The sequence below is a fragment of the Halosolutus gelatinilyticus genome (genome assembly GCF_023028105.1).
GTDB lineage: Archaea > Halobacteriota > Halobacteria > Halobacteriales > Natrialbaceae > Halosolutus > Halosolutus gelatinilyticus.
In genome coordinates this window covers 2,490,588-2,502,515 of the sequence record NZ_CP095491.1, presented here as the reverse complement: position 1 = coordinate 2,502,515, position 11,928 = coordinate 2,490,588, and the positions used below count along the sequence as shown (strand labels likewise).

Below are 11,928 nucleotides of genomic sequence, written 5' to 3'. Positions count from 1 at the left end.
TTCAACACGACGCCGACGTATTGGCTGCCATGAAAGTCGCTCTGATTGGTGTAGGACAGGCCGGTGGGAAGATCACCGAACGACTCGCGCGCTTCGACGCGGAGATGGGATTCGACGCCGTTCAGGGGGCGCTCGCGATCAACTCGGCCGAACAGGACCTCCAGTCGGTCGAGTTCGCCGAGACGCTCCTGATCGGCGCCGATCGCGTCAACGGCCACGGCGTCGGCGGCGACAACGAACTCGGCGCCGAGATCATGCAGTCGGACGTCCAGCAGGTCATGGACGCGCTCGACGGGCGCGTCACCTCCGCGGCCGAGGCCATCTTCGTGGTCGCCGGGCTCGGCGGCGGCACCGGCAGCGGCGGCGCGCCCGCGCTCGTCCACCACCTCCAGCGGGTCTACGACGTCCCCGTCTACGCCCTCGGCGTGCTGCCGGGGCGCAACGAGGGCGCCCTCTACCAGGCCAACGCCGGTCGCTCACTCAAAACGCTCTTCCGGGAGGCCGACGCGACGCTCCTGATCGACAACGACGCCTGGCACGAACAGGGTGAAAGCGTCGAGGGCGCGTTCGAGACTATCAACGGCAAGATCGCCCAGCGAGTGGGGCTGCTGTTCGCCTCGGGCGAGGCCGTCGAGGGAGTGGGAGAAAGCGTGGTCGATTCGAGCGAAGTCATCAACACGCTCCGATCGGGTGGTGTCGCAGCGCTCGGCTACGCCAGCGCGGTCGCCGCGGAGGAGAGCGCCGAGAACATCAATACGGTGATGACGGTCGCCCGTCAGGCGCTCCTGACGGGAACCAGCCTGCCCGACGCGACGGCGGCCGACTCGGCGCTGCTCGTCGTCGCCGGCGAACCCGAGCGAACCCCCCGCAAGGGCGTCGAACGCGCGCGCCGCTGGCTCGAAGACGAGACCGAGAGCATGCAGGTCCGGGGTGGCGACTTCCCGCTCGAGAGCGATCGGCTCGCCGCGCTCGTCCTCCTGGGCGGGGCCGAGCGATCCGATCGGATCGAGCGGTTCATGGAGCGAGCGCGGGAGGCGAACCGAAACCGGGGGCGAGACGAGGCGGGGTCCGACCCGGCGGCGAAACTCGTCGACGATCGACTCGAGGATCTGTTCTAGCTCCGGCCGTCCGCCAGCCGTTCTCGCGGCCGCCGTCGGGTCGTCGTGGATCCCGTCGCCGTCACCGTGCGGACCGTCGGACCGTTTACGGGCCCGAACCGTCGGAACAGCTTTTTGCCCTGGGTTCACTGTACCGCGATAATGACTCACAGGTGGACTGGTGGGATCGTCGAGACGGGTGCCGCGGACGGGCCGCCCGCGGTCGACGAGTGGCGCCCGGTCGCCGTTCCCGGGCGGCCCGCCGCGTTCGGCGACGAGTTCGACGGCGACCGGTCGATCGCCTACCGGACGACGGTTCCGGACCCGCGCGAACGCGACGCCGAGCGGGCGCTACTCGAACTCCGCGGGGCGTACGATCGAACGCGAGTGTGGGTTAACGGGACCGAGCTGGGCGAGCACGAGCCCTACTTCGTCCCCGCGCGGTTCGAATTCGATCCGGAACCCGAGAACGAGCTGGTCGTCGTCTGCGAACCGCCGTCGTCGCTTGCCGGCATCTACGGAACCGACGAGGTGCCGATCGAGACGGCGACGCCCGGCATCTGGTGGGGGGTCAACGTCGAATCCCGCCCCCGAACCTTCCTTCGGCGCGTCGACGCGACGCCGCGGTTGACCGACGGGACCGCCGCTATCGACGTCACCGTCGAGGTCGACGCCGGCGCGACGATCGACGACGCGGTCACGCTCTCGCTGCGGCCCGAGGGGTTCCGCGGCGGCGCCTCGATGGAGCGCGTTCCCGTCCGAGCCGACGCGGGAGCGCGGGTCGCGGTCTCGACGTCGATCGACGTTCCCGAACCGGCGCTGTGGTGGCCCCGCGGCTACGGCCCCCAGCCCCGCTACACCGTTCGCGCCAAACTCGGCGACGATACCCGCGAGGAGACCGTGGGATTCTGTCGCGTCGAGCGCGACGCGGACGGACTGCTGGTCAACGGCGAGCGCGTCCTGGCGCGCGGATTCACGCGACTCCCCGGCGGCGATCCGACGGCTGACGTCGAGCGAGCCGTCGACGCGAATGCGACAATCGTTCGCGCCCGCGCACACGTGCCGTCACCCGGCTTTTACGCGGCCTGCGACGAGGCCGGCGTGCTCGTCTGGCAGGACCTCCCCGCGACCGGGAGCGATATCGACGCCGAGCGCGCCACGGCGCTTACGACGGCGATCGCGAACGCGTACGGCCACCACCCGAGCCTCGCGATGTACGGCGCCCAGGACCAGCCGGTCGATCCGTTCTCCGATCCGCTCGGCGAGGGACTGCTGTCGAAACTCGCGCTGCGGTACCGCGCGTGGCGAACGGCCGTCGACGACGGCGCCGCGAGGGAGGTCGCCACGTCGTTCCCGGACGATCGCCCCGTCGTGGCCGTGACCGGCGCGCCGGGGACCGGCGCCGACGCCGCGCACCTCGCTCCCGGCTGGCAGTACCTCGCGGCCGCGGACGTCGACTGGCTCCTCGATACGTACCCCGCGCTCGGCGCGATCGTCGGCGGTTTCGGCGCCGGGTCCCTGACCGACGACGACGTCGATCGGGCGGCGGTTCCCGGCCTCGATCCGGCCGCGCTCGATCGGCGGGCCGCGACCGCCGCTGAGTCGCGCGACTACCAGGAACGAACGCTGAAAACCGTCGCCGAGGCGCTCCGCCGTCGCGGCTGCGGGGTCCTCGCCGCGGCGACCCTCCGCGATCCGGGCTCCGGGGGCGGCCCGGGCGTGCTGACGGCCGACGGCGATCCGAAGTCCGCCTACGACGCGATCAAACGGTCGTTCGAGCCGATTCAGGCCGTCCTCGACGCGCCGCCGACGCGCGGCGTCGTCGGCATCACCCTCTGTAACGACACCGTCGACGCACAGGAGGCCACGGTCGGCTGGCGCGCCGGCGACAGGGACGGCGAGACGACGGTCACCGTCGATCCGCTCGGGACGGCGCCGGCCGGCACGGCGCAGATTCCGATCGACGCCGGTCGAATCGATCTCGCAGTATCGCTGGCCGATCGGACGGTCCACAACCGGTACTCCTTATAAGGATACGAATCCCTTGGTACACCCCGGCACGGGGGAGACGACGGCCCTGCTAACGGTTTTCACGGGTTTCGGGACCGGTACATTTAAATTACAGGCGACAGTAGGTGGCAGTACCAGAACGCCACCGGGGCGCGTATCGCTCGACGATCGATGACAGGAAATCTTATTCACCGAGGTTTCGCAGGTCGTGAGCGATCGCTGTCGACGGCGAGCCGGACCGCGTCGGACGATCGCCCGATTAGTGGGCGACCGTCCACGCTATCGTCCGCTCGACGCCTCCCGGTGCGGGTATGGCACAGAGGTTTGACTAACACATGGTAGACGAATCGAAAAACATCGAACTGACAGAGGACGACCTCGAGAACAAATCGAAAGGACAGCTCATCAAGATGGCCGGTCAGCTGCGAGACCGGCGAAACGAGCTGAACCAGATGGCTTCCGAGCGGGCTTCCAAACGCGACGAGTTGAACGCGAAGACCCGCGAGAAGGTCGACGAGGCCCAAGAGCACCGCGAGAAGCGCGACGAGCTCAACGAGCAGGTCCAAGAACACAAGGAACAGCGCAACGAGCTCAACGCCGAGGCCAACGAGCTGTTCGACAAGGTCGAGAAGCTCAAGTCGGACATGGAGCTCGACGAGGGCAAGGACCTCGAAGAACTCGAGGAGGAGATCGAACAGCTCGAGTTCAAACAGCAGACCGAAGTCCTCTCCAGCGAGGAGGAAAAGGAGCTCATCGAGAAGATCGAGTCCAAGCGCGAGGAGTACGAGGAGCGCAAGCAGAAACTCGACCAGAATGAGGACTTAGAGGCGCTCGTCGAAGAAGCCGAGGAAGTCCGATCGGAAGCCTCCAAACACCACCAGAAGGTGACGGAGCTCGCGGACCAGGCCCAGGAGCACCACAACAAGATGATCGAGGCCTACCGCGAGGCCGACGACATCCGCGACGAGGCCGACGACATGCACGAGAACTTCGTCGAGGCCCAGGAGGCCGCCGACCAGCACCACGAGGACTTCGTGCGCGTCCAGAAGCGCCTGCGCGAACTGGACAAGAAAGAAGAGGAACAGCGCAAGTCCGCACGCGACAAGAAGAAAGAAGCGGCCAAAGAGGAGGCCGAGGAGATCTATCAGAAGTTCAAGGAAGGCGAAACCCTCGACACCGAGGACCTGATGAAACTCCAGAAGACGGGACTGCTCTAGGTCGATTCGTCCACCTGTGTCTTTGCGGTTTTCTCGACCGTCGTGAGCGACGGCGGTCCGCACTCGATTCCCCAGCCGTCCGCAGCTCGGTTCCGCTTTCGATTCGAGACTGGTAGCTGCGGCCGTCACCGCGCGGCGACGATCCGTCTACCGGCAGGAGCATCTCGCGGGTCGGCGCCGGCGAGTCGCGATCGTAGCGGCTGCCTACGGCGGTGTAGGCGGGAAGCCGCGAGCGCCGACCGGAGTTCCGGGCCGAGGCGACGGTGAGCGATCGACAGGCGAGGTCTCGACTCGATACCGAATCCGTCCCCCTCCGCGGCGAGTAGGCCCCGCTTACGCCGCCCTCGCGGGATCGCGAGCGTCCTTCGATCGGCGAGCGGGCAGTATCCCGGCCATAATAATTACCGCGGCCCCGCTTGGGTGGACCATGCACCGACAGCAGGACGACGCGGGCGTGTTCGTGCCCGGGATCGACGCCCCGAGCACCGCGGCCTGTCTGCGCTCGCTGCGTCCGCGCGGCGTCCGGACGATCGTCGGCTCCGAGCGGCCGACGACCCCGTCGGCCGCCTCCAGATACTGCGACGAGTTCGTCCGGGTTCCGGATCCTCGAACCGGGTTGACCGCGTACGGCGAGGCGCTGCTCTCGATCGCCGAGCGGGCCGACGTCCGGACGATCGTTCCCGTTCGAGAGGAGGACGTCTACGTTCTGTCGGCGAACAGGGAGGCCTTCGCCGACTCGGTCGCGACGCCGTGGCCGACGTTCGATCGCCTTCGCCGGGTCCAGGATCGGGTCGAACTCTTCGACGCGGCCGAGACGGCCGGCGTCGCGATTCCCGAGACCGCGCCGATGGACGCGTGGGACGACTGGGACCGCGAGACGATCGTCAAACCGCGGTACACCGTCGCCGCGCCGGCGTACCTCGGGCCGGAGGTCGACGGGGGCGATATCGGATCGACGACGTATCGGACGCCCGGCGTCGAACCCGACGTCGCGGACTGGATCAATCGGTACGGCCACGTGCCGCTCGTACAGGAACGGGTACCGGACTCGCGGGAGTACGGGTTCTTCGCGCTCTACGACGAGGGCGAGCCAGTCGCCACGTTCCAGCACTGCCAGCGCCGCGGCTGGACGTACGCCGGCGGGCCGAGCGCGTACCGGGAGTCCGTCTACGATCAGGACCTGGAGGACGCCGGCCGATCGCTGCTCGACGAACTCGACTGGCACGGCCTCGCGATGGTGGAGTTCCTGCGCGATCCCGACAGCGGCGTGTTCAAACTGATGGAGATCAACCCCCGGTTCTGGTCGTCGCTCCCGTTTTCCGTCCGCGTCGGCGCCGACTTCCCGTACTACTACTGGCGGATGGCGAGCGGCGACCCGATCGAGCCCGGCCCGACCTACGATGTCGGCGTCGGCGGTCACCTGCTCCGCGGCGAGGTGAGCTACCTCGCGAGCGTCGTCACCGACGACTACCCCCTCGTCGAGCGGCCGCCGCTCGCGGGCGCGCTCCGGGACGTTCTCGGGTCGCTCGTTCGCGAACCGCGGTTCGACTACGCCGTCGCCGACGATCCGCTCCCGTTCGTCCGGGACGGCGCGAACGTCGCCGGCGAATGGTGGACGAAGTACGTCCGCCCTCGGCTGGCCGGCGCCCGAACGGAGGGCGCGACAGGGCCGGAAGCGGGGACGGGGGCCGAAACAGACTCGATCGACGGCGGGCGAGATCCCGCCGATATCGATGTCGACGCGTCACAGTAGCCGATCGACCGGCCGCGTCGATCGCCGCCCGGCTCTCGGACCGTCAACACTTAGGAGGAACGCACCCCCAGCCACGGGTATGACTCGAGGTGTCTCCCGTGGTCAGTAGCGAAGGAATCGGCCGGCTGGCGATCGTGCTCGTCGGCGCCGCAGCGTTCGCCGCCATCGGTGTCGGCCTGTTCGTCCTCTTCCCGGAGACGCTGGCGGATCTGCTCGGCGTCCTCGCCGCGCTCGCCGTCGTCGCAGTCGGGCTCCGGTTTTCGAGTTCGATCGCCGACTCGGTGTTTCCGGGGTACGACGTCGCTGAAGTGGCCGTCGAGGGGCCGATCACGCGCGACGGCGGCGGCGGGCCGCTGCCGTCGAGCCCGCGGGCGACGCCGGCCGACGACGTCGTCGAACAGATCGACCGGGCGAACGAGGACGGCAACGCGCGGGCGCTGTTGCTGAAGCTCAACACGCCGGGCGGCGAGGTCGTCCCCAGCGACGACATCCGCCTCGCCGCCGAACGCTTCGACGGGCCGACGATCGCGTACACGAACGACGTCTGCGCCAGCGGCGGGTACTGGATCGCCAGCGGCTGCGACGAGCTCTGGGCCCGCGACGGAAGCATCGTCGGCTCGATCGGCGTCATCGGCTCGCGGGTGAACGCGAGCGATTTCGCCGACAAGGTGGGACTCTCCTATGAGCGGTTCGCCGCGGGCGAGTACAAGGACGCCGGCACCCCGCTGAAGGAACTCGAAGAGGACGAGCGCGCGTACCTCCAGGGGCTAATCGACGACTACTACGAGACGTTCGTCGAGCGGGTCAGCGACGGACGCGACCTCGACCCGGAATTCGTCCGCGATACCGAGGCCCGGATCTACCTCGGCGACGACGCGTACGAACTCGGCCTCGTCGATCACCTCGGTACCCGCCGCGAGATCGAGACCAAACTCGCCGATCGGCTGGACACCGACGAGGTCACCGTCGAGGAGTTCGAGCCCGAACGGCCGCTGATGGCTCGCGTCGGCGCGGGGGCTCGATCGATCGCCTACGCCTTCGGCGCAGGAATCGCCGGCGTCTGGTTCGGCGAGGGGCGCGATTCCGGATTTCGGCTGCGGAGCTGAACTGGCGCTCGAGCCGCCGTGAACGAGTAAGTGGTTTTATCGTCGCCCGGAATGCAACGGCTATCGTGACAACGCTGGTCGTCTGTCTCGATCGGACCGACGACGTGGGGCGAAAGACCGGCCTCCGATCGCCCGTCGTCGGCTGGGAGGCAGTTCGCGCGCTCGTGACCGACGTCGGCCTCGCGGATCCCGAAGATTCGGGCGTCAACGCCTTACTGGAGACGCTGCGCGTTGCCCAGGACCTTCGCGACGAAAACGAGGACGTCGTCGTCGCCGTCGTCTCGGGGGACCGAGAGTCGATGGTCTCCGCCGATCGGGCAGTCGCGCGCCAGCTCGACGATCTCATGGTGGAGCACGACCCCGGCTCCGCGGTCGTCGTGATCGACAGCGCGGAGGACGAGCGACTCGTGCCGATCGTCGAGAGCCGCGTGCAGGTGGACTCGGTCGATCGGGTGGTCGTCCGGCAAGCCCGCGACATCGAGTCGACCTACTATCTGCTCAAGCAGTTCCTCGCCGACGAGGAGCTTCGCCAGACGGTGCTCGTTCCCCTGGGGCTGACGCTGCTCGTGTTTCCGCTCCTTGCGATGCGGTTCAGCGCCGCGGAAGGGGCGGCCGCAATCACCACCGTCATCGGGCTCTTCCTGCTCTACAAGGGCTTCAGCGTCGACGAGATCATGACCGGCGTCGCCCACCAGGTGCGCGAGTCGCTGTACTCCGGGCAGGTCTCGGTGGTCACCTACGTCGTCGCCGCCGGCCTGACGCTGGTCGGGGTGTTCGCCGGCGCCCTCGGCGCGTCGGGGCTCGACGACCCGCAAGGCGTCCTGATCCCCGCGATGTGGTTCGCCTTCGACAGCGTGCCGTGGCTCGCGATGGCCGCCCTCACCGCCAGCGCCGGCCGGCTCCTCGACGAACTCATCGACGAGGAGCCGGTCAGGCGATCGTACCTCAATCTGCCGTTCATCGTCGTCGCCGTCGGACTGGTGATCCGGGGCTTTTCCGCGTACTTCCTCGAACAGCAGGACGTGATTGGTCCGATCGTCGTCCCGCACGTCGAATTCGGGCGACTCACCGTCGACAGGTTCGCCATGGCGGCCGGCGAGCGGCTGGCGCTGTACGTCGTCACCGCGATCGTCGTGAGCCTCGTCGGCACGCTCGTCGCCTCGCACTTCAGCCGAACCGTCGAGCGCGGCGACCGCGGTGAGCGCGTCGACGGTGGAGCCGCCGAATCCGAACTCACCGACGGCGGGCCGCAGACCGACGACGCGGCCGCTCCCGGAGACGTCTCACCCGCATCATATCCCGACTCCGAAGCGGAGTACGAGGCCGATCGATCGCAGGCGGACGATCGGCCGGACGACGATCGCTCCGAGTCGAAACCCGACGGAGAAACCGACGTCTATCGATCCGAATAACCGGTTCGTCGACGACTCGGCAGCCCTTTAGGGGCGTACGCCAAGCCCCTAGCATGAGCGAGACGGACGGCGCGTGGATCAGCCTCTTCTCCGGCGGCAAGGACTCCTCGTGGGCGCTCTATCGGGCGCTCGAGCGCGGACTAGACGTGCGACGACTGGTCACGGTCCACCCGACCGGCGACTCGTACATGTACCACGTCCCGGCGACGGAACTGGCGTCGCTGGCGGCCGAGAGCGTCGGCATTCCGCTGGTCGACGTCGAACCGGACGATTTCGACGCCGAGTCCGCGGTCGACGCCGGCGCGCAGGGCGACGTCGAACTCGAACCGCTCGAAGCCGCGCTCCGGAAGTTGGACGACGACCTTGAGGGTGGCATCGCCGGCGTCACCGCTGGTGCCATCGAGAGCAAGTACCAGACGAGCCGGATCGAAGGCATGTGCGATCGGCTCGGCTGCGACCTGTTCGCGCCGCTGTGGCGGGAAGATCCTCGGACCCTCGCCGACGCCATGCTCGACGCGGGCTTCGAGATACAAATCATCAGGGTCGCGGCCCGCGGCCTCGACGAGTCCTGGCTCGGTCGATCGCTCGATCGCGAGGCGATCGCCGACCTCGAGCGGCTCAACGAGGAGTACGGGGTCCACATCCTCGGGGAGGGCGGGGAGTTCGAAACCCTGGTGGTGGACGGACCGCACATGGACCGGGCGATCGAATTGGAGTACGAACCCGGATGGGAGGGGACCCGCGGGACGATCCGCATTACGGACGCGCAGTTGGCGTAGCCGGATCGCGGTCGAGTCCGTCGCTTGATCGACCCCGACGGGTTTCACACGACGGGTGAACCTCTTTGCGGATCGTCGGTGACACCACCGACGGGATGATCGACCACGATCGCGACCTGTTCATCCGGGAGCTTCGGGACCTCTACCACATCGAACGCGAACTCGAGGAGTTGCAGGCCGAGTTGGCCGAGTCCGCGACCGGCGAAGAAGTCGAGGAGTTCTACCTCGGACACGGCGAGACCACGACTGATCAGATCGGACGCCTCGAGACGCTGTTCGACGCGATCGAGGCCGAGATCGAACCCGGGACGATCGAGAATGCGGCGCTCGACGGCCTTCGGACGGAACGCGACGCGCTCGTCGCCGACATCGACGATCCGGTGCTCGGCGACCTCGTGGAGACGGAACTCGGGCGGGCGATCGAACGCCTCGAGATCACGAAAGTCGAGACGCTGCTCGAACTCGCCGATCGGATGGAGCTCCCGAACGAGGTGATCGAGCAACTGGAGACGACGAAGACGGAGATGGAGACCGGGCTCGAACGGGCGACGGAACTGACGGTGATCTAGCGGCGACGCCGGCTCAGGCGAGCCCGCTGGCCGCGAGTACCGCCTCGCGGTCGTCCGGGTCGGTGCACGTCCACCAAGCGAGCCGATCGACCTCCAGCGGGGTGTACGTCGTCCGGAGGGAGAGCCACTCGCAGGCGGCGATCGTTCGCAGCGGCGTCGCGTCAAGCACCGCCGCGTCGAGCGCCGTCGCGGGACGCGGCGCGGATTCGAGGTCCGCCGCGAGGAGGTCGAGAAAGGCTCGCACGGCCGGTGACGGGCAGACGGCCTCGACGCCGGCCAGCTGTCTGAGGTACTGGAAGCTCGCGGGCCCGACGCCGGAGATCGAGCCGATCGGATCCGCCTCGTAGCGGTACTGATCGGCCTCGGCCGCCCAGGCTCGCAGCGCGTCGAGGTCGTCGGACTCGGGCCGGTCGGCGAGGACGGCGGCGATCTCCAGCAGGACGCCCCGCTTTCGCTGGGCGCCGAGCGCGGCGACGAGCGCGTCGTCGTCGACATCGAGCGCGGCGAGATCGGCGAACGACGGCGCGCGGTCCGCGGCGACGAACGCCTCCCGGAAGCGCTCGACGGCCGGCTTGACGCCGCCGACGAATCGCTGACCGGTCGTCGACGCGGCGGCCTCCGCGACCAGCAACACCGGCTCGTCGCCCGTCCAGCGCTCGAACGATCGATACGCGGCGGCCAGCGATCGGACCGGCGTCCCGTCCCCGTACTCGTCGAGGACCGCCTGAACGGTGGTCATGTCGTTGGTACTCGTCGGCACATCTCACGGGAGACTAAAAACTGTATTGACCGGTTCCGCGTCGGGACCGATCGCGGCCCGGATCGATCGGAGCGCGGCCGCCGATTGCCGTCGGCGTCTCGAGGCGAGCTATCGGCGTCTCGACCGGGCCGTCCGCCGAGGCGAGGCCGTTTCCGGTTCAGAGCGAGCCGTTCGAATTCAGGGCGAGCCGTTCGTGATCGTCGTGTGTGCGCCGATGAGTGCGCTCGCGAGGTCCAGATCCTCCAGGTAGGTCCCCTCGTCGATGATCGAACGGCGAATGTCGGCGTTTCGGACCGTCGCCTCGGGGAAGATCACCGCGCGGTCGAGGTTCGTGTTCTCCAGGGTGACGTCCGCCATCACGTGGACGTTGTCGCCGACCGTCGCGTCCTCGAGGCTCGCGGATTCGGCGATCAGCGAGTCGCCGTCCAGGTGCCACGCGACGGCGTCGAGGTAGCTCTCGGGGGTGCCGATGTCGAACCAGGCGCCCTCGAACGTGTAGGCGTAGGTCGCCTCCCGGTTCTGGAGCCACTGGACGAACCAGCCGGGTTCGTCGGGATTGTTGCCCTCCTCGAGGTAGGTCGGCAGCAGGGAGAGCGATTCCCGTGGAAAGGCATAACAGGCGATCGAGACCAGCGTGCTCTTTGGGTTCTCGGGCTTTTCCTGGAAGTCGACGACCCGATCGCCCTCGAGATCGACGAGGCCGTACGATCTCGCCTTCTCCCGGGAGCCGACGTCGTAGGCGGCGAGCGTCGGCGCCTCCGTCGCCTCGAAGTAGTCGAGGAAGTCGGAGATGGCGAAGCTGATCAGGTTGTCGCCGGCGATCACCAGCAGCTCGTCGTCGACGTTCTCTCGATCGATCAATTGGGCGAGCGCGCCGACGACGCCGAACTTCTCGTTCTCTTCGCTCGTGTCCTCGACGGACAGTTTCGGCTTTTCGAACTCGCTGTCGGCGAGGTGAGCCTCGAAGTCGCTCGCGAACCGTTCGTTCGTGCTCACGTACACGTCGTCGATCCGCTCGTCGGCTTCGAGCTCGGCGAAGATACGATCGACGACGGTCGAGTCGCCGATCGGGAGGAACATCTTGGGTCGGTGTTTCGTGATCGGCCACATCCGCGTCGCGTATCCGCCGGCAAGGACCACGGCCTTCATGCTCATCGATTCATCAGCGGGGTGTAAGTCACTTACCCTTCTTTCAATTTCGCGTCGCCGACGGGGCAGAGGCCGA

At 68.0% G+C, this 11,928-nt stretch carries 10 protein-coding genes; 8 read left to right on the top strand and 2 right to left on the bottom strand.

Annotated features, from left to right (window positions below; genetic code table 11):
• Window positions 1–29 precede the first annotated feature (29 nt).
• The 8 genes from MUH00_RS12375 to MUH00_RS12340 all read left to right on the top strand — a co-directional run bounded on the left by MUH00_RS12375 (window position 30) and on the right by MUH00_RS12340 (window position 9,943).
• Window positions 30–1,118: a tubulin/FtsZ family protein gene (locus tag MUH00_RS12375; protein WP_246998954.1), complete on the top strand. Its 1,089-nt coding sequence runs from the start codon at window positions 30–32 to the stop codon at window positions 1,116–1,118.
• A 141-nt stretch (window positions 1,119–1,259) separates the two neighbouring features.
• Window positions 1,260–3,128 carry a glycoside hydrolase family 2 protein gene (locus MUH00_RS12370; protein ID WP_246998952.1) on the top strand — a complete coding sequence of 623 codons (1,869 nt, stop codon included), beginning with the start codon at window positions 1,260–1,262 and terminating at the stop codon, window positions 3,126–3,128.
• Between the two features lie 314 nt (window positions 3,129–3,442).
• Window positions 3,443–4,324, top strand: coding sequence for a coiled-coil protein (locus tag MUH00_RS12365; protein WP_246998950.1), 882 nt, complete (start codon window positions 3,443–3,445; stop codon window positions 4,322–4,324).
• A 427-nt stretch (window positions 4,325–4,751) separates the two neighbouring features.
• Window positions 4,752–6,077 (top strand): carboxylate--amine ligase, encoded by a 1,326-nt coding sequence (locus MUH00_RS12360; protein ID WP_246998948.1) that lies wholly within the window; start codon window positions 4,752–4,754, stop codon window positions 6,075–6,077.
• 98 nt (window positions 6,078–6,175) lie between these two features.
• Window positions 6,176–7,183, top strand: coding sequence for a signal peptide peptidase SppA (gene sppA / locus MUH00_RS12355; RefSeq protein WP_246998946.1), 1,008 nt, complete (start codon window positions 6,176–6,178; stop codon window positions 7,181–7,183).
• A gap of 65 nt (window positions 7,184–7,248) precedes the next feature.
• Entirely contained in the window at window positions 7,249–8,595 is a 1,347-nt protein-coding gene (locus tag MUH00_RS12350; protein WP_246998944.1) for a DUF373 family protein, read from the top strand.
• 53 nt (window positions 8,596–8,648) lie between these two features.
• A complete protein-coding gene (locus MUH00_RS12345; RefSeq protein WP_246998942.1) occupies window positions 8,649–9,374 on the top strand; it encodes a diphthine--ammonia ligase in 726 nt (241 codons plus the stop codon).
• Between the two features lie 95 nt (window positions 9,375–9,469).
• On the top strand, window positions 9,470–9,943 hold the full coding sequence (locus tag MUH00_RS12340; protein ID WP_246998940.1) for a DUF892 family protein: 474 nt from the start codon (window positions 9,470–9,472) through the stop codon (window positions 9,941–9,943).
• Between the two features lie 13 nt (window positions 9,944–9,956).
• On the opposite strand, the gene MUH00_RS12335 is transcribed toward MUH00_RS12340, so the two are convergent.
• Window positions 9,957–10,682, bottom strand: coding sequence for a hypothetical protein (locus MUH00_RS12335; protein WP_246998938.1), 726 nt, complete (start codon window positions 10,680–10,682; stop codon window positions 9,957–9,959).
• Between the two features lie 198 nt (window positions 10,683–10,880).
• Window positions 10,881–11,852: a nucleotidyltransferase family protein gene (locus MUH00_RS12330; protein WP_247003960.1), complete on the bottom strand. Its 972-nt coding sequence runs from the start codon at window positions 11,850–11,852 to the stop codon at window positions 10,881–10,883.
• Between the last annotated feature and the right edge of the window lie 76 nt (window positions 11,853–11,928).

What these genes read in the sequence shown, in the direction of transcription:
- MUH00_RS12370 (WP_246998952.1), top strand. Translation starts at nt 1,260, where the DNA reads ATGACTCACAGGTGGACTGGTGGGATCGTCGAGACGGGTGCCGCGGAC.
- MUH00_RS12335 (WP_246998938.1), bottom strand. Translation starts at nt 10,682, where the DNA reads ATGACCACCGTTCAGGCGGTCCTCGACGAGTACGGGGACGGGACGCCG.
- MUH00_RS12375 (WP_246998954.1), top strand. Translation starts at nt 30, where the DNA reads ATGAAAGTCGCTCTGATTGGTGTAGGACAGGCCGGTGGGAAGATCACC.
- MUH00_RS12360 (WP_246998948.1), top strand. Translation starts at nt 4,752, where the DNA reads ATGCACCGACAGCAGGACGACGCGGGCGTGTTCGTGCCCGGGATCGAC.
- MUH00_RS12365 (WP_246998950.1), top strand. Translation starts at nt 3,443, where the DNA reads ATGGTAGACGAATCGAAAAACATCGAACTGACAGAGGACGACCTCGAG.
- MUH00_RS12345 (WP_246998942.1), top strand. Translation starts at nt 8,649, where the DNA reads ATGAGCGAGACGGACGGCGCGTGGATCAGCCTCTTCTCCGGCGGCAAG.
- MUH00_RS12340 (WP_246998940.1), top strand. Translation starts at nt 9,470, where the DNA reads ATGATCGACCACGATCGCGACCTGTTCATCCGGGAGCTTCGGGACCTC.
- MUH00_RS12330 (WP_247003960.1), bottom strand. Translation starts at nt 11,852, where the DNA reads ATGAAGGCCGTGGTCCTTGCCGGCGGATACGCGACGCGGATGTGGCCG.